The 26,112-nt window shown below is 47.5% G+C and carries 21 protein-coding genes; 10 read left to right on the top strand and 11 right to left on the bottom strand.

Features of this window, described 5'->3' with window-relative positions:
• Nucleotides 1-30: 30 nt before the first annotated feature.
• Complete coding sequence (pruA, locus tag FS818_RS16085) at nt 31-1,578, bottom strand: L-glutamate gamma-semialdehyde dehydrogenase (protein ID WP_145333162.1); 1,548 nt, start codon at nt 1,576-1,578, stop codon at nt 31-33.
• A gap of 213 nt (nt 1,579-1,791) precedes the next feature.
• Between pruA and FS818_RS16080 the strand changes: the two genes are divergently transcribed.
• Nucleotides 1,792-2,715, top strand: coding sequence for a proline dehydrogenase family protein (locus FS818_RS16080; protein WP_145333161.1), 924 nt, complete (start codon nt 1,792-1,794; stop codon nt 2,713-2,715).
• 508 nt (nt 2,716-3,223) lie between these two features.
• Nucleotides 3,224-5,164 (top strand): sigma-54 interaction domain-containing protein, encoded by a 1,941-nt coding sequence (locus FS818_RS16075; RefSeq protein ID WP_145333160.1) that lies wholly within the window; start codon nt 3,224-3,226, stop codon nt 5,162-5,164.
• A 601-nt stretch (nt 5,165-5,765) separates the two neighbouring features.
• Here FS818_RS16075 and FS818_RS16070 read toward each other — a convergent pair.
• The gene (locus tag FS818_RS16070) at nt 5,766-7,838 is read right to left on the bottom strand and encodes an nSTAND1 domain-containing NTPase (protein WP_145333159.1); all 2,073 of its coding nucleotides are present in this window, start codon (nt 7,836-7,838) and stop codon (nt 5,766-5,768) included.
• 303 nt (nt 7,839-8,141) lie between these two features.
• On the opposite strand from FS818_RS16070, the gene FS818_RS16065 reads away from it, so the two are divergent.
• Nucleotides 8,142-8,429 (top strand): hypothetical protein, encoded by a 288-nt coding sequence (locus FS818_RS16065; RefSeq protein ID WP_145411929.1) that lies wholly within the window; start codon nt 8,142-8,144, stop codon nt 8,427-8,429.
• 56 nt (nt 8,430-8,485) lie between these two features.
• On the opposite strand, the gene FS818_RS16060 is transcribed toward FS818_RS16065, so the two are convergent.
• Complete coding sequence (locus FS818_RS16060; RefSeq protein ID WP_145333157.1) at nt 8,486-10,162, bottom strand: PucR family transcriptional regulator; 1,677 nt, start codon at nt 10,160-10,162, stop codon at nt 8,486-8,488.
• 189 nt (nt 10,163-10,351) lie between these two features.
• Between FS818_RS16060 and ald the strand changes: the two genes are divergently transcribed.
• Nucleotides 10,352-11,485 (top strand): alanine dehydrogenase, encoded by a 1,134-nt coding sequence (gene ald / locus FS818_RS16055; protein WP_145333156.1) that lies wholly within the window; start codon nt 10,352-10,354, stop codon nt 11,483-11,485.
• A 162-nt stretch (nt 11,486-11,647) separates the two neighbouring features.
• Here the strand turns inward: ald and FS818_RS16050 are convergent, their stop codons facing one another.
• A complete protein-coding gene (locus tag FS818_RS16050; RefSeq protein WP_145333155.1) occupies nt 11,648-12,565 on the bottom strand; it encodes a RecB family exonuclease in 918 nt (305 codons plus the stop codon).
• A 720-nt stretch (nt 12,566-13,285) separates the two neighbouring features.
• Here FS818_RS16050 and FS818_RS16045 point away from each other — a divergent pair.
• Entirely contained in the window at nt 13,286-13,969 is a 684-nt protein-coding gene (locus FS818_RS16045) for a protein kinase family protein (protein WP_145333154.1), read from the top strand.
• 281 nt (nt 13,970-14,250) lie between these two features.
• Here the strand turns inward: FS818_RS16045 and FS818_RS16040 are convergent, their stop codons facing one another.
• Entirely contained in the window at nt 14,251-15,150 is a 900-nt protein-coding gene (locus FS818_RS16040) for a helix-turn-helix transcriptional regulator (RefSeq protein WP_145333153.1), read from the bottom strand.
• A gap of 130 nt (nt 15,151-15,280) precedes the next feature.
• Between FS818_RS16040 and FS818_RS16035 the strand changes: the two genes are divergently transcribed.
• The 3 genes from FS818_RS16035 to FS818_RS16025 all read left to right on the top strand — a co-directional run bounded on the left by FS818_RS16035 (nt 15,281) and on the right by FS818_RS16025 (nt 18,020).
• Nucleotides 15,281-16,168 (top strand): sugar phosphate isomerase/epimerase family protein, encoded by an 888-nt coding sequence (locus tag FS818_RS16035; RefSeq protein ID WP_186331423.1) that lies wholly within the window; start codon nt 15,281-15,283, stop codon nt 16,166-16,168.
• 168 nt (nt 16,169-16,336) lie between these two features.
• On the top strand, nt 16,337-17,404 hold the full coding sequence (locus FS818_RS16030; protein WP_145333151.1) for a Gfo/Idh/MocA family protein: 1,068 nt from the start codon (nt 16,337-16,339) through the stop codon (nt 17,402-17,404).
• Between the two features lie 70 nt (nt 17,405-17,474).
• Nucleotides 17,475-18,020 carry a GNAT family N-acetyltransferase gene (locus FS818_RS16025; RefSeq protein WP_145333150.1) on the top strand — a complete coding sequence of 182 codons (546 nt, stop codon included), beginning with the start codon at nt 17,475-17,477 and terminating at the stop codon, nt 18,018-18,020.
• Nucleotides 18,021-18,083: 63 nt separating this feature from the next.
• Here the strand turns inward: FS818_RS16025 and FS818_RS16020 are convergent, their stop codons facing one another.
• Nucleotides 18,084-19,403 carry a glycoside hydrolase family 125 protein gene (locus FS818_RS16020; protein WP_145333149.1) on the bottom strand — a complete coding sequence of 440 codons (1,320 nt, stop codon included), beginning with the start codon at nt 19,401-19,403 and terminating at the stop codon, nt 18,084-18,086.
• A 270-nt stretch (nt 19,404-19,673) separates the two neighbouring features.
• Between FS818_RS16020 and FS818_RS16015 the strand changes: the two genes are divergently transcribed.
• Nucleotides 19,674-20,735: a LacI family DNA-binding transcriptional regulator gene (locus FS818_RS16015; protein WP_145333148.1), complete on the top strand. Its 1,062-nt coding sequence runs from the start codon at nt 19,674-19,676 to the stop codon at nt 20,733-20,735.
• A gap of 86 nt (nt 20,736-20,821) precedes the next feature.
• Here FS818_RS16015 and FS818_RS16010 read toward each other — a convergent pair whose 3' ends face one another.
• From FS818_RS16010 to FS818_RS16000, 3 genes are all read right to left on the bottom strand, one after another.
• Nucleotides 20,822-22,459 carry a DUF4179 domain-containing protein gene (locus tag FS818_RS16010; RefSeq protein ID WP_145333147.1) on the bottom strand — a complete coding sequence of 546 codons (1,638 nt, stop codon included), beginning with the start codon at nt 22,457-22,459 and terminating at the stop codon, nt 20,822-20,824.
• Nucleotides 22,440-23,009: an RNA polymerase sigma factor gene (locus tag FS818_RS16005; protein WP_145333146.1), complete on the bottom strand. Its 570-nt coding sequence runs from the start codon at nt 23,007-23,009 to the stop codon at nt 22,440-22,442. Before FS818_RS16005 ends, FS818_RS16010 begins: the two co-directional genes overlap by 20 nt.
• Nucleotides 23,010-23,179: 170 nt before the next feature.
• Nucleotides 23,180-23,695, bottom strand: coding sequence for a mismatch-specific DNA-glycosylase (locus FS818_RS16000; RefSeq protein ID WP_145333145.1), 516 nt, complete (start codon nt 23,693-23,695; stop codon nt 23,180-23,182).
• A 120-nt stretch (nt 23,696-23,815) separates the two neighbouring features.
• Here FS818_RS16000 and FS818_RS15995 point away from each other — a divergent pair, with 120 nt between their 5' ends.
• A complete protein-coding gene (locus tag FS818_RS15995) occupies nt 23,816-24,736 on the top strand; it encodes an AEC family transporter (protein WP_145333487.1) in 921 nt (306 codons plus the stop codon).
• A 170-nt stretch (nt 24,737-24,906) separates the two neighbouring features.
• Here FS818_RS15995 and FS818_RS15990 read toward each other — a convergent pair whose 3' ends face one another.
• Nucleotides 24,907-25,158: an RNA-binding protein gene (locus tag FS818_RS15990; protein ID WP_090917806.1), complete on the bottom strand. Its 252-nt coding sequence runs from the start codon at nt 25,156-25,158 to the stop codon at nt 24,907-24,909.
• Nucleotides 25,159-25,350: 192 nt separating this feature from the next.
• A complete protein-coding gene (locus tag FS818_RS15985) occupies nt 25,351-26,100 on the bottom strand; it encodes a pentapeptide repeat-containing protein (RefSeq protein WP_145333144.1) in 750 nt (249 codons plus the stop codon).
• Between the last annotated feature and the right edge of the window lie 12 nt (nt 26,101-26,112).

Raw genomic sequence — 26,112 nt, 5'->3', positions numbered from 1 at the left:
TCAATACATACATTCATTGTCAAAAGTCATTTAATATTTTTCAGACACCAGCTTCGCTTGGGTAAACAGCAACAGATAATCCCTGCCGCCTGCTTTGGAATCTGTACCCGACATATTAAATCCACCAAATGGATGTGTCCCCACCAAAGCCCCCGTACACTTGCGGTTGAAATACAGATTACCTGCGAAATACTCACGTCTTGCCTGCTCCAGATGTGCCCGATTGCGGGAGATCACCGCACCTGTCAGGCCATAATCTGTATTGTTGGCAATCTCCAGCGCATCCTGGAATGAATCGGCTTTGATGAAGGCCAGCACCGGACCAAAAATCTCTTCCTGCGAAATTCTAGCCTGCGGATCTACGTCCGCAATAATGGTTGGTTCGATGAAATAACCTGCGGAATCACCTGTCTTCCCGCCATGAACCAGACGTCCTTCCCCTTTGCCAATCTCGATATATTCGGTGATCTTAGCATACGCCTTATCGTCAATAACAGGACCCATGTAATTTCCCACTTCAAGCGGGCTACCCATCGTCAGCTTCTTCGTACGCTCCAGCACCTTTTGTAATACTTCATCATATACATCCTTATGGATAATGGCACGGGAGCACGCCGAACATTTTTGTCCCGAGAAACCAAAAGCCGAAGCTGTAATCGACTCTGCTGCCAGTTCCAGATCACTGTCACTGTCAACCACAATGGAATCCTTCCCGCCCATCTCGGCGATTACACGTTTGATCCATTTCTGACCGGGAGCGGTGCGTGCAGCACGTTCATTGATTCGCAGACCGACATCGCGGGAACCTGTGAAACTGATAAAACGTGTCTGTGCATGATCGACGAGATAATCACCCACCGCACTGCCTTGCCCTGGCAAGAAGTTGACTACCCCATCTGGCAGACCCACTTCTTCCAGCAGTTCCACGAACTTGGCAGCGATCACCGGTGTAGTGCTTGCCGGTTTTAGCACCACCGTGTTGCCCGATACTAAAGCAGCCGAGGTCATGCCTGCCATAATCGCGAGCGGGAAATTCCACGGCGGAATCACCACGCCAACACCAAGCGGAATGTAAGTCAGTTCATTATCTTCACCAGCAATCCGTACAAGCGGCTGCGGTTCACTGAGACGCTGCATTTCCCTTGCGTAAAACTCCATAAAATCAATCGCTTCAGCAGTATCTGCATCTGCTTCAGGCCAGGTTTTGCCCGCCTCATAGACCATCCAGGCGGAGAACTCATGCTTGCGGCGGCGCATGATTGCTGCCGCTTTGTAGAGATAACGGGCCCGTTCATTCGGGTCCGTATGTTTCCAGGTATGGAACGTTTCCGCAGCCGTTTGCATGGCCTTCTCGGCCAGCTCCTGATCCGCTTGATGAATCGTTCCAATCACCTGATCCTTAGCTGCCGGATTAACGGAGTTTAACGTGCGGTTGCCGGTTATTTTTTGCCCACCGATAATCATCGGATATTCCTGTCCCAGTTCGGATTTCACCTTATGGAGCGCTTCCTCAAAGGCTTCCCGGTTCGCTTGCACCGAAAAAGCTGTAAATGGTTCGTTAACAAAAGGGATATTCATCAATGATTCCTCCTTCAGGATGTGGGTCGTCTCATTCAAATATATGAAGCAAGAAGCGTGCCAACTCCGCTTGAGAATGAATTTTTTTTGATTCACGGAAATAAAATTCTCACAAAAATAATTAGGGCATCAGCAATCGCATTCAGCAGATTTTGGCACGATTTTTGCTAGATATGTAAATACACAATGATGAATGTTTAGGGAGGAACCACGATGAGTGTCGGAACGGAACTATACCGCAAAACGTTGTTAACCGTAGCTGGCAATAAAGCTGTAGAGAACCTGTCTCTCAAATACGGCAAAAAGCTGGCTGGCAAGTTCATAGCCGGTAATACGCTGGAAGAGGCGCTGGAGGAAATTCGCATTTTAAATAGCAAAGGCATTATGGCAACACTGGATCATCTTGGAGAGGGCATCACCCATCTGCGCGAGGCGGCACTTTACAGAGATGAATACGTGAAATTAGTTGAAGGTATAGCGCATAGCGGTGTGAACTCCAATGTTTCACTGAAACCAACCCAGATGGGGCTGGCACTTGACCCTGAAGAAGGGTACCGGAATATTCGCGCGGTTGCCGCCCGGGCGAAGGAGCATGAACTGTTCGTCCGGATTGATATGGAGGACAGTCCGTTCACCCAAGCAACCATTGATATCGTGCGTAGACTGCATTCGGAAGGGCTGGATAACTCAGGTACCGTATTGCAGGCTTATCTGCATCGAACGGAAGAAGATACCCGCGATATGATTCGGGAAGGTATTCGGCTGCGTTTGGTCAAAGGAGCGTATAAAGAACCTGCAAGTGTCGCATATCAAAATACGTCCGAGGTCATTCATCAGTTCAAAACGATGATTCGTCATCATCTGGATCAGGGTGTTTATACCGCTGTGGCCTCCCATGATGATCACATCATTACCTGGACGAAACAATACGCGAAGGATCGGAACATCTCCCCTGAGGCCTTTGAATTCCAGATGTTATATGGTCTTCGCATGAGTGAACAGGAGCGTCTGGCACAAGAAGGTTATCGTATTCGTTGTTATGTCCCCTATGGCACGATGTGGTATCCGTACTATACCCGCCGTCTGGCAGAGAAACCTGCGAATCTCTGGATGGTTGTGAAGAACATGTTTCGCTAGAATTGATGGTAGAGATAGCCTGTCATACCATGCAACCCAGCCATTCTGGAGTGCATGGTTTTTCCTTTTTCCGATGATATAGCACCACCAAACTCAAACGTTCATCTAAACAGAGTATATGTCTAAAAAATAAGAATACACAAAATTTAACGTCCAAAATTTTAGACATTTTCTACAATAACAACCTTGTATTTTGCCATTATAACCGTCTTCCCCTTCACTGATTACTTATTTTTATACAATTTTACAAGAAAATGAGCGTTATATAAATTGACACAAAAATAAAATAAAAAACCTGAAAAAAGTTAAAATCTGTAGTTAAATCAACACTTTTCATATTTTCACCACAAGAAAACGTATACATAATAACAACAACATTGGTGAGCGTTATTAAAATAAAACAAGCGAACAATTGATGTCAAAAAATATATACACAGATATCCTGTAGCGATATAATAGTACTAATTCCAATCACTTTAATCCGTATGTTGTAATCGAGGTGATCCTGATGAGACATTTACTACCTACTCTGAAAGAACTGGCACGAACAGACATGCACATTTACGATGAATCCTCCGTTCAGGAACAGCTTCTTCCACACCCGTATATGGATTCAGATATCAACGTAGCTCGACCTGTTTTTGTACGTTCTGGTACAGGAAGCGCTTATCTCCATTGTTCCTTCCTGGATCAACCAAACTTGAATGATGAGAAAGGTCTGCCTTCCACATCTTCTGCTAAATCAACAGAACCCGACCCTTTTCCGGTTACCCCATCGTTCTTTGTCCCTGTCCCTTTGATCACACATTCTATGGAACTGGCACAATTGATTCCTTTGTTTGCCAGGAGTTCTGTTCTCATCATCAAAAATGATCGCGACGAATGGACCGGCTATATTACGGCATCCGATGTCATGAATTCACTTCATCAAGCCTACCGACTGATGGAAGCTTATCTGGAAACTACGCTTGAGACTGCCGGCTCCGCACTATCTTTAATAGATGAAGAAGCCAAAGTGGCGTACTGGACATCCGGTGCGGAGAATATATTTTCTATTCGCAAAACCGATATCATCGGTCAGCCTGCTGCCAACTTTTTCCCACCCGAAAGACTTCAATCACTCAAAACGTTATATACGGGTGAAACGGTCTACCGCAAACAGCATCAACCCAGATCTGATCTGTTCGCTCTAATCAATGCCCGCCCTGTCAGGCTGGATGGTCGCATTGTTGGTGCAGTGGCTGCGGAGGTCGACATCACAACTGAAATTCGTCTACATCAGGAATTATTGCATATGTCCTCCAAAATCCAGCATTTGGAAAAAGCCGTTGCACGGCTTCGTCCCGAGACCGATCCTTTTGCCCGTATTAAAGGAAGCAGTCCCATTATCCGGCAATGTCTGGAGACCATTCGCAAAATCAGCACCACCCCTGCTACGGTGCTCATTATGGGGGAAAGTGGCACAGGCAAGGAGCTCTTCGCCAAAGCCATCCATGATCTTCGTGAACCAGAGAGCGCTCCTTTTATCGCGATTAACTGCGGAGCCATACCAGCTTCATTGTTTGAAAGCGAGTTGTTTGGCTACGAGAAAGGCGCTTTCTCTGGGGCAGACCCTAAAGGGAAAAAGGGGAAAATTGAGCTGGCGGAGGGCGGCACTCTTTTTCTGGATGAGATTGGAGAGATGCCTTCCGAACTGCAAGTCAAGCTGCTTCGTGTGTTGCAGGAACGAAGTTATTTTCCGGTTGGGGGCACCCGTACCAAACAAGCTAACTGCAGAATCATTGCTGCAACCAATCAAGATCTTCCTGCCATGATTACGCGTAATCAATTCCGGGAGGATCTCTACTATCGATTGAATGTCATCAATCTGATTATCCCGCCGCTCCGGCTACGCAAAGAAGATATCTATGAGCTCACCCAGACTTTCCTGCAAGAGTTCTCATTGCTCTACAATCGTCATATTGAAGTGATTCCTCCAGAAGTGTTCAAACATTTGTTTGAGTACGATTGGCCGGGTAACGTCCGCGAACTGCGCAACGTGATTGAACGCCTGACCATTCTAACGATGGATGGTGAGATCAAGCCGGAATACTTGCCTGATTCGCTGACATCAGCGAAAGTAAACGTACCGTCGGAGTCGGAACAGGCGGCAGATAACCTCAAGTCTCCAGCAAAAGAAGTAGCCCATGACCCACATGCGGCAGACTCTCAACAAGAGAGTCACAGACCTGATCATCCTGCAACGGTTGCTCGGGAGACGGCTAACCCAAGCGTTACACTCGCCGAACAAGGTTCCGGCTCCTCTTATCAGCAACAGATGGATGCGTACGAGGCTCGGCTTTTGCTTCAATATTTAAAGGCCGCGGGCGGCAACAAACGAACATTAGCCAAGCAACTTGGCATCTCCAGAGCTACCCTCTACAACCGTATGAATCGGCTTGGTATATAAACCTATAGCTTTCGTGTAACCTATAATCCTCGCGGTGATTACCGCTTGCTTTCACATTTGAACATAATGCACGGCTAAAAAAAAGGAACAGTATTCTCCTCCATTGCCGTTGCGGCAATAGAATACCGAGTACTTGACGCTAACATTAGAGGAAGCGAATCATCGAAGGCGTAAATAGCAATCCTGCTCTCTGGCGGCTCTAACGATCACCACAGACCTTATTTGCCCATTTAGACGGGGGTTTAAAATCTAACGATCACCAGTGACGCTATTTAGCTGGATTTCAGCTGAAAACAGGATAAAACAGACGAACTATGCAAAATAGCGTCCCTACGGATCGTTAGCATTTCAACATGGCTATCTGGAATGAAATAAGGTTTCTCCTGATCGTTAGAATTGGTGTGGTGGGGTCACCCATAAATCACGGGCTAGAAAAACCCGCAGTTACGGATAATTGCCGTTTAACTGTGGGTTTGATTTTGGGTTTGATTTTGGGTTTGATTTTGGGTTTGATTTTGAGTTTGATTTTGAAACAAGGTCTGCTGTTCTATTAGATTTTTGTAATCTATCAGATCAGTTTTTCCGAATTCACCTTCACGCTTTACAATATTCTTGCTAAACGAATCAATGCAGTTCTAATATGACGATAAAAGGTAGCCCTACTCATCGAACACATCTGCGCAGCGGCAGTCGGATTGCCAGCATGGGTCCAGTAAGCCGCATGTAACAGCTTCTGATCCTGAGGAGACACCCCATGTATTCTGCCTTCCAGCAGATCCAGAACGTATAATTGTAACTGAATGCCATCCCTCACACCTGTAATTCTATCTGCATACTCTTGTAACTCTCCCGGTGAGCGAAGGTGCCCGAGCATTTTACGCACTTCTTGTTCAGACCAAACCTTGCTATTGGTTCCCGCTGTCCGGGGCTGTATTGCATTAGCCGGGAGGTCGGGATGCAAAAGAGACATCACCCATGCACCGAATTGTCCGCTACGCAGATCGAGTTCCAGCACATCCGCCTGATCTTCATATCGATCACATGCACGCGTGGACGTTCTCCGCATCTGAAAGCCGATACTCCGCAGAAACAGCTTCAGATGAGGATTGGTCGCAACAAGAATCGCTCTCGCTCCATCTCCCAGGAGCGACAAGCGATCCAGTGTCATATATCCCACAAGTTCCTCGCGTGTATATCCAGGCACATCATCTCTCGCCGCAGCCAGTAATGCGAAGTGTGTATCACTCTCATCCGGATCATTCTGTAATTCCTCCGGCGTAAAGCATTCTTTCATCTCATTCGGGAAATATTTTAAAAGTAAATCACTGATCTCCCGGTGCACCAGCACGGTGATAAACATCGCAATCGTTTCGCCTTTCATGTCGCGCTTTATTACGATGCCTTCCGGATATCGGAGAGCCAGTTCATCCAGGAAGGGACCGTAGTTCACGGCCTGCCAGGGCTCAACGCTGTATTCACACCATTGCTCAAGCAGCTTGTGAAGAGAAGGTAGGTCAGCTTGCTTCATTGGTTCAAGCGGCGTGAACAAAGAGTCGCGCGAGACATCAGCATACTTGCGAAACTGGAGCATAGATTCCTGACAGAGTAACAGCATCTTTCTGGCAATTTGACGCTTCCCAAGTGCACATGCCTGTTCATGGAGTGGTTTCAGCAGCTCCGCAATCCGAATCCGCATGGACTGCATACGATGCGGCTCACGTTGCCGGAAATCCCGCATCAAATGCACCCGGGCCATATCGTGCAAGGCCAGCCCGTCCGGCGCGGAGCGAATGAAAGACATTCGTCTCAGCATGTGATATTCTTCCTGTTTAACGGGTACATTCAGCACCGTGGATAAGAGCTCCTGGTTTGCTGTCTCCAGCAAGGTTAACACCTCCACCATCGGATGCAGACGTGGCGTGGTGAGTTCAAGCAACAGCCGGGCACTGATCATATGGGACAGTTCAGCCCACTCGGCATGAGTAAGATTTCGCTCCTGATCAGCCGCCTCCACCGCAAGAGCAAGTCCAAGCGGATGTCCGTCCGTCATTCTCGTGATAATACCAGCCATATTCGGCTTTAATGAAGCAGCAGTTACAATATACTCCGTAATCTCGTCCGCAGTAAAATGTTGCAGCTGCAATGGAACCAGATGCTGATACAGCCGGGGATGCGTTCGCCATGCTGCTGAAAGCTCTGAACGAGAGGCAAGTATAACGAGTATCCCACTTAGATGAAGTTTCGCTATGAAAACTTCCATAAACCAGCTCTCGAGCAATGCAAGTTCCTCGTAATTATCTACCGCAATAACGAGCCGTTTCTCTCTGGGCATGCTTTTTAGCAACGATAGCAGATGGGCGCCTTGGCTATTCAACAGTCCAAGTTCCAGTCCCAGTGTTGAACTAAAATAATCCATAAACACGGAGGGCGTTGTGCCACATGCCCGTCCATCCATCCATATAGCGGTTGCTTCCTGCTCTCTAGCGATGGACAGCATTTCTGAAAGTAACGAAGACTTCCCAATACCACCCATACCCGTAACCGAAAATATAGTCATAGGCGCTTCATCATTTTCAAACCACTGCTCTAGGATCATCAGCTCTCTGGCTCGACCAACGAAACGCTTTTCGTCCCTGACAACTTTCTGTTTTTGAGATCCACTTCCGTTCCCCATATATATCCTCCGTACTAGATACTGGTACTTTTACTGTAGCTTACTTTTATATAAAAATGAGACTATATTGAGACGCGCAATCGCTTCCGAAATGTTAGAATCTTGATAAAAGCCAATTTATAGAAAAAGGCAAATCTGTGGCCTCTTCTACATCAATCGAATCATGCCGTTTATGGATATCACAAAACGCAACACTCCGCCAATCACCCTGAGCAAGCCTGTACACACGATTTTACCGACTTGGTTTCATGCTTTCCTTTCGTATCCTACTCCAGCCCGATAATTATGGAAAGGCGGATTTGTGTGAAAAAACATCTCGACATTTCTCATTTGAGCGGACAACTTGGCATCCATTCCAGCAAGCTTCAGGCATGGTTAAACCTTGCCGGTTTAACTATTGCAGATCCACAAGACAGACGGGAACGAAGGTCTGAGCGTATGACATTTCCATATCGCCTTATAACACCCACATCACCACTTCAGGCTCCCTCTACCCGTGCATTCGAACGCTATCGGAGCCGCTTCTCCAATACAGGGTCCCGTCGCCGGTCTCGTGCCTTACGAGGTATAAGACGGATCAACAAGCTGTAGACGAGCAAAAAAACACCTATTATTCAAGCAAAGCCCATATCTCAGAAACGTTACTGTCATGACGATTGTCCATCTCCACCTTCAATCATGGCATTAGCTAACAATGCCATCTCCAAGCACACCCGTTTTCCCTGTTGCATATAATCCGGTCCCAGCAGTTCTTCCAGTTTCTCCAGTCGGTTATACAGAGTCTGCCGATGAACGAACAGCTGGGCAGCGGCATCCCTTTTGCACCCGAAGTTCGCCAGATAGGCATCCAATGTCTCGACCAATCGCGACTGATGGCTTCGATCATGCTCTATAAGCACACCCAGATGATCGTTCGCAAAGGATTGCAGGAAAGAAAGCGGCATGGCTTTTAACATTTGATATATACCCATACGATCGTAAAAGTGAACATGTTTCATCCATTTGACAGACCTCGCCACTTCAATAACCTGAACCGATTCCTGAAGGCTTTCCTTCAGAAGGGTTAGCTGATTTCGAAGTTTGCCGAAGCCCGCATGAATTTCGACTTGTTTCAGATTCGAGCGAGCGAACCGTTTCATATCCTGAGTGATGCTCTCTAGCATCTGGATCAGTGGCTGTTCAGAGGCAGTTTGTGTTTGTGTTTCTTCCTTGGCACAACAAAGGTAGATTTGATTATTTTTCAGCATGATGAGGCTGGTTAGATGATTTTTCTTCAGAAGCGAGCGAAGCAATACGAGAATGTCCTGATGATTCGCCTCCATGCGCTCCCGGCCCGTTCCCTTCATGCGATGTTCAATCTGCAATAGACCTCCCGCGAACCAGTATTGTCCTTTTACTAGCAAGCGAAGCCCCATTCTTGTTCTAGCCTGCTCCTCCTGCTGAATATCGCCATTCATCAAATCCTGAATTAATTCATTCTGGTTGCGTACCATCTTCTCTTCAAGAAATTGGGAACGAAGCGTAAGCGTAGCTGCAGCTTTGGCTGTGTAATCAAGCAACAGCTTGAGATATTCTACCGTTGCCGACGGGTGCACAATCATACCTATGGCTGAAAATACTTGGCCAAAACAAACCACCGGATAACAGAGCAAAGCCCTCTCCTCATCCATATGAAACCACAGCTCCGTATCGGAGTCGTTCAGATTTAGCCTTTCCACTTCCTGGCTGTACCAGCTATAGATGGCCTGCTCCATGTCTGGAGCGAGTTCTGGTACAAAACTCCCGGCCTCCATCGACGAAATGTACACCACAGGTTTTGCCGCATAAGCATGTAGCAGGTCGAGAACCGCTGACATATCCGTACGCTGCAACGTGCGTTGCTGAAGCTCACGGGAATACGTCTCCAGACTCTTTAATAGCTGGTGTTGGTGGTTAATAAGCAGAGAATGGATATCTTGCGTAATCTCGACAAAACGCACGGGTTGTTCAAATACGATGAGCGGAAACTGATACTGGTTTGCCAGTTCGATCAATGACTCTGGTATCGCATGTATGCTGGTGCCAAACTCGACACATAATCCAGCTGCATCACGGTTGATCAGCTGCATCAGATAAGCTTCACGCCCTTCTTCCGACTGAAGCCATAGACCCGTGGATAAAATAAGATCATGCGGGCTTACAAAAGGCGACACATTGGTTATTTCCAGAACATGAACCCAGCCTACCTGGCGCTCCAACCCTTCGCGCCCTGCCGCAAGCCTTGCTTGACTAAACACCGGACGTTGCAGGATATCTCTGACAGTAAACACACGGTCATTTCGCAAAGTCGATCCCTCTTAGTGTTATTTTTTCTTACATTATAATCCAAAGACATGTGTCCTGAACAGTCTATTTCGACGAATTGTTGAGTGTTAATCCTAAAAATTAGACATTGTGTAAGGTGCAAAACGACGCATGGAGTCATAAACTTGTAGTATAAGCTAACAACCAAAAAATGGACGAGGTGCATGGCTATGAGAATCGGAATTCCCAAAGAAATCAAAAACAATGAAAATCGTGTAGCGATGACTCCTGCCGGGACAGCTGATTTTGTGACAGCCGGGCATCAGGTCTTTATCGAACAAGGTGCGGGACTTGGCAGTGGATTTACGGATCAAGAGTATGTTAAAGCTGGCGCCCTGATTGTTGAAGAAGCCGCTCAGGTATGGCAAGATGCAGAGCTCATCCTTAAAGTGAAAGAACCTCTTGCCAGTGAATATGGTTATTTTCGCCCCGGGCTGATTTTGTTCACCTACCTGCACCTCGCCGCAGAGCCGGCTCTCGCCAAAGCACTGGTCGACAAACAGGTGACTGCCCTTGCGTATGAAACCTTGGAAGTCGGCGGCTCTCTCCCGCTGCTCACACCTATGAGTGAGGTCGCAGGTCGGATGGCTGCGCAGATCGGTGCGCAGCTTCTGGAGAAAACAGAAGGCGGCAAAGGCATTCTGTTATCCGGCGTGCCTGGCGTAAGCCGCGGCAAGGTTGTCATTATTGGCGGCGGTACGGTAGGTACCAACGCGGCCAAAATTGCACTTGGTCTGGGGGCGGATGTCACGATTCTGGATCTGAATCTGAATCGGCTGCGCCAGCTGGACGATATTTTTGGCAATCAGATCCAGACGCTGGTATCCAGCCCTTCCAATATTGCGTCCGCTGTCACCGGGGCGGACCTGCTGATCTGTGCGGTGCTGATTCCGGGCGCCAAAGCGCCAACACTTGTCAGCGAGCAGGTCGTGAAGACCATGGCACCCGGGTCGGTTATTGTGGATGTGGCGATTGATCAAGGCGGGATCGTCGAGACCATTGATCATATCACCACCCACGATGAACCCACTTATGTGAAACATGGTGTGGTGCATTACGCGGTAGCGAACATGCCTGGCGCCGTGCCGCGCACGTCCACGGTGGCGCTGACCAATGCCACCATGCCTTATGCGCTGCAACTGGCGAACCATGGTGTAGCCACCGCGATTCGCGGCAGTTCGTCCATTCGCAGCGCGGTGAATGCGCTGAATGGACATATTACGTACGAGGCGGTTGCCCGTGACCTCGGGCACGCCTACGTACCTGCAGGACAGGCGCTGGAAGATGCCGCCGCTGTCCAGTAAATCTTCTGACCGTTCCACCTGGAATCAACTGTATCCAGCCTGTGGAACGCACCAAAGCGCAGTGCCCATGAAGGATTCCTCCTCCGGGCACTGCGCTTCTCTTTTTGACATATAAGGATACACATTAGGTTGGATTATAGGACCGGCTACGACCCAAGTTCATTAAACCACTCGTTCACTGCAAACTTCGCGAAAGTTGCAATCCCGGCACGCCCGGTACGAAGGCATTGGGGTGAAGTAGGACATTTCTTTTGGACGGTTGTAATACTCATCTGCCACACAGGAGCGCATCTCCTCGATGTAACGCCCTACGTTCTCCTCCACTTTGCGAATGTCCTCTTCTGTAGCTTTAAACTCTTTGTGTTTGCCAGTCAACAGATACTCCACCCGAATCTCAATCTGCTCCAACGGAACCCGGTAATGCTCTCTGACATAGGAAGCGTACAAAATTAACTGATCGGAGAAATCATCCTCCTTGCCCGTCTTCCAGTCTACAATGACAATATTTCCGTTGCTGCGCCGATATAACAAGTCCATTTTCACATACACACGCGTATCATGCAGTATCATCGTATCCCATTTCTCAATCTCCAGAATCGTTGTACTTGCACGGGACAAATCTTCCCACGTCAGCGTCTGATACAAATTGCCTACACAGGCTCCTGCACGTTCTTTAATCGTTGCGATTCGGTCATTCAGGGTATCATCGCCATAATAAATTTCGGACAACATCGTATGATTCTTCGGATTAAGCCGCCACTGCTCGGGGTTCATGGACTCCTTATATGCCTGGTTCAGCAGATCACGTATCGTCTTCTCCAAAAAAACTTCCCGTGGCTTGGGTTTTCCCTCTTCCCTTCTTCGTACTGCCGACTCACACATCCGGTGTGCCAGATCACCAAATACCAGATAAAGATTACTCAGTTGCTTCAGACGATACAAGCGTACCTGCATCTCGTCCGCCGATTCTGTTTTCCAGCCGTTGTGGGCACCATAATAATGATAATAATATTTGCGCAGGCACTCATCGAACATACTCGCCCGCGACTGCGAATAAGACCACTGCGGGTATTGTGCCATATGGTAATCTGCCTTTCTGTATATCGGATCTACTCGTGCCAAAGGTACATACCATATTGTGGGACGTACTGTAGAGACATTACCTAAGGGCATACCTTAGGGATGTATTGAGGACTAATCTGTGTAACATAACATCCGAACTTACTCTACATATCCGCCTTCGCATCACATTGGGCTGGAAGATCCTTTTATTGCTCACAGTATAAAGCCCTGGCCGTCATGCCGCAACCCGGCTTCCGTTATTTTCTTGTGCACGCAACCGTTTGAGGAACGATACGTATCGTTTATATAGTTACATCAGGATGAAGAGAAGTGCCGCTCGTCTTCATATAAAGGAGAGCATCCCAACCATTGTGAGACGTTAAATACCGTGGATTATCTCGTGTCGAGGCAAGAGGTTATGACGCATGGGGTTGGAATGTTGAGGTGAGATTTCGTTGGAAAACTCTCTGTCGACGCTAACGATCACCACAGATCTTATTTGCCCGTTTTGACGGAGTTTCAAAATCTAACGATCACCAGAGACGCTATTTAGCCGGATTTCAGTTGAAAACGGGATAAAACGGACGAATTGCGCAAAATAGCGTCTCTACGGATCGTTAGGATTTCAACATGGCTATTTTGGGCGAAATAAGGTTTCTCCTGATCGTTAGAATTGGCGGGAGCGTTGAAAGGCTAATTGAAAATATGTACAGGCATATCCAAAAGGAGGCGCCACCCATGAAGCAGCCGGATTGGTTCCAGGCAGAAGCAGCATTACAACAAATTCAAGTCATCGGAAGCGATCGGAATGAGCTGGTAAATATTATCGGCGAGGCAGCAGGAATCAACTGCATTGGCATCGGTACGGATGCGGCTGTATTTACGTATGACCAGCTGCCGCAGTATGCCTTCAAAATGTATTCGGATCATGCTCTAGATAAATTAAATAACGAAAAACAGGTCTACGCCCAGCTTCAAGGGCTGTCATACTTCCCGACGTATTACGGCAGCGGCAGAAATATACTTGTTATCAGTTACGAACCTGGAGACACCTTGCTGGAATGTTTGGAAAAAGGAATCCCCGTCCCCGAGCAGGTCATGCTCGATGTAGACGCAGCGCGAGAAGCGGTTCGCCGCCTTGGACTGAATCCGCGCGACATCCATCTCAAAAATGTGCTTCTCCAGAATGGACGCGGCAAAGTGCTGGACGTATCTGAGTATATTCAGGAGGGAGACGATCATCGCTGGGAGCATCTCGTGTGGGCCTACCACAACATCTATCCACGCATCAAAGGTACGCCCATATCCCCCCGTATGCTACAAACGATTAAATGGGCATATAACCAGCTCGATCAGGCTAATCTCAAAATGGAAGACCTCTCCAAGAAAGCCAATCGACTGTTCTCCAGATTTCTGAAGTAAAACCGCGAGATCCCGAAAGCCGACTTTATAATGCATATGCTGTTAATGCTACATATGCTTTTTGCGCCATCAGCACTGTATAATCAGTTATTCTGTTTATGCGTTTTCGACATCTACACCGTATAGGCAGTTACAGCTTTAAGGTTTGCACACAGGTTTATATCCCTTCCCCATCCACCCGGGTTTAGCCGAGCCGAAAATCGGTTAAACCCGGGGAACTTTACCCTTTTCCTCTATACACCTTCACCATTCCAGCTCGATCTGCATCATCTTTCCAACAGTCACTTTTCACCCTTCATTCCCCGTGCCTGCGATGGCGTCATGCCCTTGTACTGCTTGAATAATTTTGTAAAATAGTTCGCATTGTCGCATCCCACCTGGGCGGCTATTTCCGTAACTGTGAGGCTGCTACCTTGTAGTAGGCGCTCAGCCTCGCTCATTCTGCATCCGTTTACGTATTCTACGAGCGTACGACCGGTCAGCTTTTTGAACATTTTGCAGAAATGATATACGTTCAACCCCACTTGGCTTGCCGCTTCACCAACCGACAATTTCTCCTGCGGATCCGCCTCAATCTGTGCAATCAACTGCTTGAACCGCTCGCGGTTAGGAAAATATACTGCACCCGATCGATCCCGCAACTGATGCGGCATAAACGTCCGGGCCATCAGCGTAAACAACGCGTGCAGTTTAGACTTCACCACAAGCTGGTACGCCGGAGGCTGCGTCGCCATCTCTTCCACAGCTTCATTTAATAAGGAATAATACCCGGCACAGGATGCATTCTCTGCGGCCGGTTTGACCGGGAACCGTACACTGCCTTCCAGATAGGGCGCGACATACTGCTCATGCACAGGATCGCTCGCAAAATCCTGAAACAAGGCACGATTAACTACAACCGAGTCATAATGTACATCTCCCTCATCCAGGGCGTAACCGACATGCAGTGCACCGCCCGGAATGATGATGATTTCTCCTGCCTCAGCTTCATAAGGTCGGCTATCAATATGAAATACCGCTCTCCCCTTACGCATAATGATCCATTCAAAGTGCTCATGCCAGTGCAGATATAATATACATTCTTCCGTTTTTTTCGCAGAACAGCGATTTTGGAACAACTGAAACGGATGGGATTTATGATCAATTCGCGTATCCTCATGAAGCGCTTTCAAGTCCAGCATAGCTTTCTTCCTCCTCACCACAAAATCCGACTAATAAAGCACAAAATTGTTTAGAGCCTTCCCATAGATCCAAGGCTATAATGAGTGTGTCACGAAGTACTATAAGCCAATATTGGAGTGAATGACAACCATGAATCCATCCATTCGTATCGGAACCCTTGTAGGCGGCCATGATGCCGTTCGGGTCATTCCGCAGATGTTGCAACACGGCTTCGAATCCTTTAACCTGACGTTCTGGCAAAGCACGGGCAATCTTGATCTGGCAGAAACCGCCAAACGCGTCCGCGACATCGTTGACGAACAAGGCATCACCATTTCGGCTGTAAGTGTATTTGGTAATCCGCTCACCGGCACAGGGGATAACGCTGACACCTTGGCAAGCTGGGAGCGAGTCATTGACCACGCACAGCTTTTTGGGGCAGATATCGTCTCCGGTTTTACCGGACGTCTGACCAATCAACCGATTAACGAATCGATTCCACGGTTCAAGGAAGTGTTCGGTGAACTGGCACGACGGGCAGCAGACCGGGGTGTACGCATTGCTTTTGAAAATTGTGATATGGGTGGAACGTGGCAGACCGGCGACTGGAATATCGCTCACAACCCCACCGCTTGGGAAATGATGTTTAATGCCGTTCCTGATGAAAATGTGGGGCTGGAATGGGAACCCTGTCACCAGATGGTCAGCTTGATTGACCCGATTCCACAGCTTCGCAAATGGGCTCCGAAAGTGTTCCACGTGCATGGCAAAGACGCAACCATCGCCTGGGATATTGTCAAAGAACACGGCGTACATGGCCCGCATGAATTTGTATGGCATCGCACCCCCGGCTTTGGAGACAGCAATTGGGCAGATATCATCACCATTTTGCGCCAGAACGGTTACCAGGGCACCATCGACATTGAAGGCTGGCATGATCCGGTGTACCGGGACGAACTTGAGATGACCGGGCAAGTACATGCGTTGAATTATTTAAAACATTGCCGCGGGGGTAGCTTTGTGCCGAACCCGGTATAATTATCTAAAGACATAAAGACCTAGAGGCATGGAAGGCATGAAGACCGGGTTACACATATGCCCAGAAAATACAAAATCACGTCACAATCACAAGTACTATTTATATGAAGCAATAACTTATAACTTGGATCAATAACATCTATGCATCTATATGAGGGAGTTGAGCATATGACCTACCCTTATCGGGTTATCATCGCAGGTTGCGGGGCAATGGCAAACACTTGGGCGGACTATGCCAAAGAGCGACCAGATACGGAAATCGTGGGACTCGTTGATCTCTACGAGGAAGCTGCGTCATCTTTTGCCAAGCGACACAATATATCCTGTCCAATCTTTACTAACATTGGTGATGCCCTTGAAGCCGTCGATGCCAACATCGTATTTGATGTGACCATCCCTTCCAGCCATTATCATATTGCGATGACCGCGCTACAGGCAGGTTGTCACGTCTTTGGCGAAAAACCGCTGGCAGAATCCTTCTCGGACTGTACGGACATTGTGCAAACCGCCCGCAGTACGGGACGTATTCAAGCGGTGATGCAGAACCGCAGGTTTGATCCTCGCATCCGTGCCTATCGGCAACTCATTTCCAGCGGAACGATTGGGAAGCCGGGATATGCAGGAGCAGACTTCTTTATCGGGGCACACTTTGGCGGTTTCCGCGACCTCATGGACAGCCCGCTTTTGCTGGATATGGCGATACATACCTTTGATCAAGCGCGTTATATCCTCGGTGCAGATCCGGTGTCGGTGTACTGTCACGAATTCAATCCTCCAGGTTCCTGGTATAAGGGCAATGCGATGGCGATATGTATTTTCGAGATGTCCGACGGGTCTGTGTTCGATTACCGGGGGTCTTGGTGTGCCGAGGGCGTGCCGACATCCTGGGAAGCAAGCTGGCGTGTGACGGGTGAAAAAGGAACCGCCATCTGGGATGGTCATGACGACATCTATGCTGAAGTGGTCAACACACTCGCGCTGGAGGCTGATGGCAAACCGTCTTTCCTTCAGCGTCCGGAACGAATCGAAGCCGAACTGCCTGTAATGGACAAAGCCGGACACCACGGGTGTCTTGAAGAGATGTTCGCTGCACTAGAAGAAGATCGGCTGCCCGAAACGGATTGCAGCGACAATCAATACAGCATGGCTATGGTGCTCGCGTCCCTCGAAAGCGCACGTACCGGACAAAAGGTGCTGGTTGCCGATTTATTGAAAACAACAGGGCCGTCATCCTGAGCTTGAGCAAGATTAGAGTTAATGTTGTTTCAATAAATATTTTCAAGCGCATAAAAGGAAGTGATTCTTATTGCATAGTGAAAGTGAAATTATGATTTCTCCATTAAATGCGGACTTAATAGAGGATATCCATACGACAAACGATTATTTTACGTTATTCGGTAAAATCATCCCCAGTTTACAATCTGGACAATGGACCTATGAAGAAGTCCTTTTCGATGAACCGAAAGAAACGCGTTTTCCGGATGACAGACTGGATTGGAACGAATATATCAACCAGGAAGATAAAATGTTGTTTTTAGCGTATATGAACCAGGTTTGTATAGGACAGATTAGAATCATCAAGGATTGGAATCGCTTCTGTTATATTGAAAACATTGCTACGAAAAAAGAGTATAGAGGCAGTGGAGTCGGAACGTTGCTCCTCCATAAAGCAGAAGAATGGGCAAAACAAAGAAACCTTATCGGCATGTCGCTGGAAGCACAAGATGATAATCTGGGTGCATGCCGATTCTATGTGAAACAGGGTTTCATACTAGGCGGAGCCGACACACTCAAACAGTCCTATACTCCTAATATCGATACCACTCTATACTGGTATAAGTTATTCAAGTAACGAAGGTTCCAGTAGTATAAGGAAAACAGCCATTCCAACATTGGAACGGCTGTTTTTATTCACCTACAAAATCCGCTTCTTCATCGCCTTGTACACCAACTGCGCAAACAAACTGTTGGACCATGCGAACCATGGACGCGTATACGTATGCGGATCATCGGCATGAAAACCCTCGTGCATATACCCCGTTCCCGCATCCGTGCTCTCCAGTAAATCAATCATGGCCAGCATCTCGGCGTCATTGTCTGCCGTTAGTCCTTGCATGGATAATGCCATATGCCAGATATACCCTGGAGGGGTGTGCGGGCTGCCGATGCCTTTGGCTGCTGTGCCCTCATAGTAATACGGATTTTCTTTACTCAAAATAAAACGCCTTGTATTCTGATACACCACATCATCCACGGATACATATCCGATATACGGAATCGACATCAGTCCTGGTGTGCCCGCATCATCCATTAGACAAACGTTGCCATAACCGTCCGTTTCATAAGCGTAAATCTGACCATACACCGGATGACGGTAGGTACCATACAGGGCAATGCCGTGCCGGATCTCCTCCTCCAGGCGCGCCATACGGCTCACCAGCTGTTCGTCACGGAACACCCATTTCGTAATCTCCCCCATCTGGCTCAGCGTCACTGCGGCGAACATATTGGACGGAATATTGTAGTGAAAATCACAGGCATCGTCGCTTGGGCGAAAGCCCGACCAGATCATGCCCGTATAGTTTACTGGCATCCCCATTCCCTCGTTACGCAGCGTATCGTGCGCCGGGCAGTTACGCCGCATGAATCGATACGGGGATTGCTCTGCATGATGCTGTTCCGTTTCCCACAGGTGCAAGATCTGCTCCATGACCTTTTTAAAACGTTCATCAAAGATGTCTGTAAGCTCAGTCTCACGCCAGTATGTATAGGCCAGCTTCATGGAGAAACACAACGAATCCAGTTCAAACTTCCGTTCCCATACCCAAGGTGACATTTCTGTCTCATCATTCGCGTCCCAGTGCCAGCCATTGGCCGTTTCGTTAAACGCGTTCGCATAGATGTCTATATCTGCATAGAACGTATGCCGTTTAATCAGCCCTCCGATAATCCGTTGCAACTGCAGGTCATGCTTCGCCAGCGGAACATAATGCATCACTTGCTCCACCGAATCCCGGAGCCACATGGCGGGGATATCTCCCGTAATCACAAAGGTTGTACCGTCATCTAACAGTTTGGTGGTCGTTTCGAGAGTATTCGGAAAACAATTGCGAAACTGAGCCAGCAGCTTCGGTCTGTGCTTCAAGCGATCGTCTGCTTCAGCCAAAACATCGCTAACAGCTTGGGGCAATTCTAGCTCAGGCATCGGGATTTTAGGTAATCTGAACTGATCCATGGGAGTCCTCTCCTTTTAATTTATAAATTAGCCCAGCTAAAGAGTTTACATCTGCACTCCAATGACAGAATAACCTTCCAATCGAACTATTGTTATTTTTGTTATTATAAATTATAATAACGTTATTATCCTGTAAGTGTACCTGTTCCATGCAGGCACGTCAATTCACAATTAAACAGTTTCCTATTCAATCAGCTACCCATATGACACAAGTCATTTACCTACTGATAAAATCAGGTTTATCCATCTGTACATAAAAGGAGTAATCATATGTCTCGAAAAGTATCGATCCAGACGCTGGCTGACCAGCTGGGGTTATCCAAATATGCCGTGTCCCGCGCGCTCAGCGGTAAAACCGGTGTCAGCGAATCTACGCGTGCACGTGTTCTGGAACTTGCCCGTGCACTCGGGTATCGCCAGAACACACCCGGCTCGGCGGGTCATACTGCGAATACCAATAAGGCTCATGCAGCCGAACCTCCATTTGCCCTAATATGTATGAATCAGCTTAACCGCGGTGAGCCGCACTATTGGCAGCGTGTGCTGTCAGGCATCATCTCTGGCTGTAACGAGCAAGGCTGGCATCACGTCATTGTGTCACCTTCACTGGACTTACCGGGCAAGGAGATTTCACCTGAAAAAGCCATCGCACCTCATCTCGACTGGACACGTTGTGCCGGAATTATCGTTATGGGATCTTTTCCGCATACCGTGCTGCAAACGCTGGTACAGACAGGCCACCCCATGATTTTGGTCGATCACCAAGAGCCTTTGCTGAACTGTGATACGATCAGTCATGATAATCTGGAAGCTGGCATTACTGCGGCCAGATATCTCCTGTCGAAGCAATGCAGACGCATCGGTCTGATTACCGATGACGGACGTGCCGCAAGTTTTGCACAGCGCAAGATTGGAATTGAGCTCGCTTTGAATCATTTTCATACCGAGGCAAGGGAAGAAGTGGGCTTTCAAGCTTGGAATGTAGCCTATGAAAACGGGGAATGGGTGAACAAGCTCGCTGATACCATCGAGCGACTTCCTGCTGAAGAACGACCCGATGCGTGGATTGGGGCGAATGACGATATTGCCTTACAATGGATGCAGAAGCTTGGGCAGATGAGCGTCTCGGTACCACAGGATTGTCTGGTCATCGGAATTGACAATGTGTACACCGCTGCCACCTCATCTCCACCGTTGACAACGGTACATTTGTGCAAAGAGGAACTTGGACAACGAGCCGTCGAGGCTTTAAAGCGTCGAATCGAACGCCCCGGAACACCGAAAGAGACGGTCATGTTGTCCACCACATTGATTCCAAGGGATTCGGCTTAATTTAATGGTTTATCTACGTCAAAAAAAGAGCCTCGCATTATTAATGATGCAAGGCTCTTTTCTTTATAATTCATAATTGAAGATGTTTATTGATCCCAAGGCATAGTTGCATCACTCGCGAGGTTTACTTTCCAATTCACATCCCGGAAATCACGATGCACCACGGTTCGTTTTAATGTCAATTTCGTCCCCTTGTCCTTGTTAAAACCATGAACAATCAGCTTCACATCATCGATAACATACTGTTCATTCAGATTGGCCGGGTTTCTAATCCCCATGATCTCAACGGGATACTCTTTCCCTGTAGAATCTGTTGCCAGCCAATGATCACCATAAAACTCATTTTGGAACAAACCGCTCCCTTCCAGCACAAGAGAAGTTTCATTTTCCGATCCACCGTTTGTTTGGTCATCCGCTGACAGTCCACGCTGATAATTAAACCGGTAAAATTCCATTTGATCCCCAAGGTGTTTAAATGAGGCAAACGCATAGAACTTAGATTCCTCACTAGCCTTATCCAGATCAACTTCCATCGTCTGTCCCTCTTTCACAGGTATCGTGTAACCGTCCAGCACAAAGCGAATATTGTCTGCATTCAGTGTTACCAAAGACGGGTCCCATGTCTCCGATATCTTAAGTGGACCTCCTGAACTCACTTGGCTTAAATCACGATAACGGAACTTGGCCTGACGTGCATTGGGTCTACCCCCGTTGAAAATGCGATACTCTCCCGTGTCTTTAATTTCGATATGATACAAAATATCCATGTCCCTTGCCCAATCTTCTCCTGCTTTAGCACGAAGCTCGTCGTTCAGATTCACTTCCAGATCAAGCCGGGTTCCATTTGGCGTCTGCACCAATTGTGTCATAGCCAGTTCCAACCCTTCCGGTGTTGTATAGGACGCATTCATCGGGGTTTCTTTGGACATCACTTTGGCTTGGATCATATCCAGTTTGAACTGGAAGCTCCAGTCTACGGAAACCTTTTTGTCCGTATAGGTTTTGGTATTCACATCATAGCCATAGCCGTCTCCTACATCCAAATGCCCGAAATCTCCACGAACCGTGATTTCATCAGGAATGTCTCGATGTAACTGAAACACCAGCTTATTCAGAGAGCCGCTCCCTTGCCGTGTATCCATCGCAGGCTCAGCAACGTCCTTGCCGTTTTCATCCGTGATGTGGATATCCTCCACTTTGGAATTCAAAAGATACAATCCAGTGCCATCAGGTGCCGTTTGCTGTAACATAAGTATAAGTTGGGAACCGTCTACAAGCACATCTTCAATCTTGAGTTTGTACCCCTGATCATCGATATCAATGTTCGGATTCACGACAAGCCCAAGCGGTTGAAGCCGTTTGTAGTCATCTGACAAGTTGGCATATCTCAGAACTTCCGGGACAGGAATGTTGAGCAAAGGAGGAATATTTACGGCGTTTACAGGCGGCTGAGCTGGCTTTTCCTTTGTCTGATCCCAAGCAGCCCAAGCTCCTCCTGCAATCAATACCGCAGTCGCTGCAGCGATCCCTGTTCGGTAAATCCACGTCCTCTTATGGGACTTTTTGTTTTCCCATGGTACCTGTACATGAGGCTCTTCCATAGACACATGATCCAGCTTCTGCATCACTTGTAATGTGAAATCCGCATCTGGCCCCTCGCGGAACAACTCCTCTTCCCACTTGCGATCCTGCTTCTTATCCTGCTCACTTGAAATGGGCTTCATAGGTCGATAAACCTCCTTTACGTTCCATTTGCTTTCTCAGCATTTTCTTCCCTCGATACAGTGCATTACGCACTTGTGCATCACTCATATCTGTAATTGTGGCGATCTCTTCATAGGTCAACTCATTGGTGTATTTCAAGAGCAGTACAAGCCGGTACGTTTCCGGCAACTGTTCAAGATGACGATGGATTTCCCGCTTCATTTCCTTGTGCATCAACCGTTTCTCAGGTGTGTCTTCACTGACGGATTCGATCTCCTGATCGGCGGTCATCATCGGTTTCTTTTTCCGCATATGATCCCTCATGATGTTCACCGCAATGGTATACACCCAAGCCGAGAAACTACTCCCCTCTCTCCGGGTCGGCATATATCGATAGATCCGAATAAATGTGTCCTGTGCGAGATCCTGCGCATCCGGGTGACTTGCGCCCATTCCGCGTATGATGCCGTAGACTTTATTTTTATATCGATCCACGAGCACGCTGAACAGCTGTTTATCCCCATCGATAATGCGCTGAATCAGTTCCTCCTCTGGTATCAGATGTGTCATGTAATCCCCCTTCTCTACAGCGTCCATGCATGGTTCTGTACTATATAGACGGAAGCTGTTCCCTAAACATCTCACTTTATCGTCGAAAAAAAAGAATCCACCCTCTCCGGCCATCGCCGAACGGGTGAACTCAAATCCACGAATGACATCGTGAAGTACGCCGATTTTTCCTATTCTGCACCGTTCTTCCCCGCCACAAAATCCGCAAGCTGGGCATAGATTGCCACAATTTCATCCATCGACATGCGTACAAGTCCACTAGACGAAGGCGCAACGAACTCCTGAATTTCTTTCACAACCGGGTCATCCTGGAATCCCCATTCGACTTTGGAGCGTTTGCTGTACTGGGTGTATACACCTTTGCCCACAAAACAAGCGATATCCGGCCGGTATGTCTTCAGCTTTTCCCGCAAAATCTCGCGCCCCTCCGCATACTCTTCCTTCGTAATATCCTCAATGCCTTTCGTTGGACGGGCTACGATATTGGTGAACCCATATCCCAGCTTCAATAGTTCACCGTCCTCTGTTGTATCATATAAACGCGGGGTCAGCCCGGAACGCTCCAGAATGCGCCAGAAGCGATTGCCTTTGTACGCATAATGATGACCCGTTTCTCCCGACGTAATGCTGGGATTGAAGCCAATAAACAAGATCGATAAGCCAGTATCCAGATGATCCGGGATCATAGAGTAACACCTCCTGAACTTTTTTGACCAAATCTCCTTACAGCTGTGTATAAAATGATATAATGATCGAAGTGTTTTCCGTAAAGAACAGAAATTTTCATGAAAAAGGAAGCTGAACCAATGATTGCAGACATCATGTTAGAAGTCGTCCTGCCCGTCTTTCTCCTGATTGCTGTCGGGTCCTGGATGCAAAAGGTGTTCAAGCTGGACTTGTACACCCTTGCCAAAATCAATTTCTATTGTATTACCCCCGCAGCCGTCTTTATGAGCATGTATCACTCAAATATGTCCGGTGAGTTGCTTGGCACGGTTACGCTTTTTTACGCGATCTATGTACTCATTCTCTATATTATAGGGTCTGTGGTCGCCCGCTCGTTCCGTATGAACAAAGGCATGAAAGCCGCCTTCAACAATAGTATCATGCTGGATAACGCAGGCAACTACGGTCTGCCGATTAACGCACTGGTATTCCGGGGTGACCCGCTCGCCTCATCCATTCAGGCACTGGTCATGTCCTTGCAGTCTTTGCTCACCTTCACCTATGGTGTTCTGTCCATCCAAGGCGCGAAGCTCAAAGGGAACTACCGTGCAGTCATTATCGGTTTTCTGAAAATGCCTGTACCGTATGCGTTGCTGCTAGGCATTTTGTTTCAAGCGTGGAAGCTGCCTTTACCTACCTTTCTGTCCATGCCACTCACCTACGCACAGCAAAGTATGGTTGCCGTTGCACTGCTGACACTCGGGGCACAAATCGTGAAATACCCGATTCGTTTATATCGTCTTGATGTGTATATTAGCACATTTTTACGCCTGCTGATTGGCCCGGCAATCGGGATCAGCATTGTGCTACTACTCGGGCTTGAAGGCATAGCGGCTCAGGCCCTCATTATCGCATCAGGCATGCCTACCGGGGTCAACTCATCCATTCTCGCCGAGGAATATGACAACGAACCCGATTTTGCGGCTCAGACGGTGCTGATCTCCACGCTGCTTAACATTATTACGATTACGGCACTGATTTCGTATGCCAAAACGTTCTAAATCATTAACGTAATCTCACATCCCTAATCAAATGTATATCTAATACAAAGAAGTCCAAGCGCAACGATGAGTCGTTGCATTTGGACTTCTTCTATGATACGCCAAATCAGCTGTCGCCTGATACGATCCGATGGTCTGTTCGGCCTTCTAATGATAAGACTTACGAAAGGCTATGATTCAACCGTGGTTCGGTCTGGAAACTTGCCGCCTTCTCTGAACAAACATCGTACCAGCCACTGAGCTGCCTTATTGAAAAAAAAGCTGGGACTGATTCCATCCACTTGGACAGGCTCTAGTTCCTTCACACTTTCCTTGATCTTGTTCATCTCAATGAGTCCCATCTTCCGCTCATTCGGTCCGAATCGATAAATAACCTTTTCATCGTCCTCCGTCTGTTTCACCAGCAAAATCAATGACGCCATGCAGGTTACCCCCTCGTTACGTAGTGAGATTCCAATGCTATTAACTCCTCCTATAATTATTACCTAGAATAATAAGATTAGATATAGGGCTTTGGTTTATTAGACCGATTCAATAATTGATTCAAAAATCCCATCTTTCCTACAAAAAAGAGGCCCTTAGGCCTCCATTTTCATCATCCTGTGCAACTCGTTTCATTCCAGACTGCTGAAAAATCGCTCAACAAAAACATCACCGTATATTTTCTTCATATATGCGGTGTTAAAAATATATTGTTCCATATGCTCAAGCTTGCGCAGACTGCGTACCAGTATTTTCCGCTCATCGTCAGATAGATTAGGGTCATCGTCTAGCTTCGCCAAAGCATTTTTTACACGTACGGATACCTGTTCCATATACAGATGATTTTTGGACTTCGGCGGAATACATTGCGTCAGGTCACAGCCTGCAAACTGCACACCATCAAGGATACAGTTTCTTAAATCAACGATTAGCTTCTGTTTACCATTTCCCTCAAACGTAATATCCACCAACTTGCCGGTAAAGGAACAATTGACGATATTTGCAGCTTGTAAAACTCGGTCATTGAATCTACATTTAACAAAGGTACAGTCGATAAACGCAGCATTCTCCAAAGTCATGCCTCTCATATCACAGGAGGTAAACTCACAATGGGTGAATACGGCTTCGCCCTTGCCAATGCCAACAGAGCGCAAGTCGGTTCGAATAAATGTACAATGATCCATTGTGCTACCGGCAAAAAATCTCGCATTCGTAAGATCACAGGTATCAAATACAAGATGATGCAGGTTACAGTTCCAGAATATAGGTGAACCCACATTAGAGTTTATAATAGTTGCTCCGCTTATCGTTTCGTGTTCATACCTGAAAATATCAGAAAAACATTCGTTGTCTACCGTCATACCAGACTCAAGTCTTCTCATCCCGATCACCCT

Source organism: Paenibacillus xylanexedens (assembly GCF_007680605.1).
GTDB classification, from domain to species: domain Bacteria; phylum Bacillota; class Bacilli; order Paenibacillales; family Paenibacillaceae; genus Paenibacillus; species Paenibacillus xylanexedens_B.
This window is presented reverse-complemented; position numbering and strand designations above follow the sequence as displayed.

Bases quoted from the DNA above. Each gene is read 5' to 3' on its own strand.
- pruA (WP_145333162.1), bottom strand. From the start codon at position 1,578: ATGAATATCCCTTTTGTTAACGAACCATTTACAGCTTTTTCGGTGCAA.
- FS818_RS16080 (WP_145333161.1), top strand. From the start codon at position 1,792: ATGAGTGTCGGAACGGAACTATACCGCAAAACGTTGTTAACCGTAGCT.
- FS818_RS16075 (WP_145333160.1), top strand. From the start codon at position 3,224: ATGAGACATTTACTACCTACTCTGAAAGAACTGGCACGAACAGACATG.
- FS818_RS16070 (WP_145333159.1), bottom strand. From the start codon at position 7,838: ATGGGGAACGGAAGTGGATCTCAAAAACAGAAAGTTGTCAGGGACGAA.
- ald (WP_145333156.1), top strand. From the start codon at position 10,352: ATGAGAATCGGAATTCCCAAAGAAATCAAAAACAATGAAAATCGTGTA.
- FS818_RS16050 (WP_145333155.1), bottom strand. From the start codon at position 12,565: ATGGCACAATACCCGCAGTGGTCTTATTCGCAGTCGCGGGCGAGTATG.
- FS818_RS16045 (WP_145333154.1), top strand. From the start codon at position 13,286: ATGAAGCAGCCGGATTGGTTCCAGGCAGAAGCAGCATTACAACAAATT.
- FS818_RS16040 (WP_145333153.1), bottom strand. From the start codon at position 15,150: ATGCTGGACTTGAAAGCGCTTCATGAGGATACGCGAATTGATCATAAA.
- FS818_RS16035 (WP_186331423.1), top strand. From the start codon at position 15,281: ATGAATCCATCCATTCGTATCGGAACCCTTGTAGGCGGCCATGATGCC.
- FS818_RS16030 (WP_145333151.1), top strand. From the start codon at position 16,337: ATGACCTACCCTTATCGGGTTATCATCGCAGGTTGCGGGGCAATGGCA.
- FS818_RS16020 (WP_145333149.1), bottom strand. From the start codon at position 19,403: ATGGATCAGTTCAGATTACCTAAAATCCCGATGCCTGAGCTAGAATTG.
- FS818_RS16015 (WP_145333148.1), top strand. From the start codon at position 19,674: ATGTCTCGAAAAGTATCGATCCAGACGCTGGCTGACCAGCTGGGGTTA.
- FS818_RS16010 (WP_145333147.1), bottom strand. From the start codon at position 22,459: ATGAAGCCCATTTCAAGTGAGCAGGATAAGAAGCAGGATCGCAAGTGG.
- FS818_RS16005 (WP_145333146.1), bottom strand. From the start codon at position 23,009: ATGACACATCTGATACCAGAGGAGGAACTGATTCAGCGCATTATCGAT.
- FS818_RS16000 (WP_145333145.1), bottom strand. From the start codon at position 23,695: ATGATCCCGGATCATCTGGATACTGGCTTATCGATCTTGTTTATTGGC.
- FS818_RS15995 (WP_145333487.1), top strand. From the start codon at position 23,816: ATGATTGCAGACATCATGTTAGAAGTCGTCCTGCCCGTCTTTCTCCTG.
- FS818_RS15990 (WP_090917806.1), bottom strand. From the start codon at position 25,158: ATGGCGTCATTGATTTTGCTGGTGAAACAGACGGAGGACGATGAAAAG.
- FS818_RS15985 (WP_145333144.1), bottom strand. From the start codon at position 26,100: ATGAGAAGACTTGAGTCTGGTATGACGGTAGACAACGAATGTTTTTCT.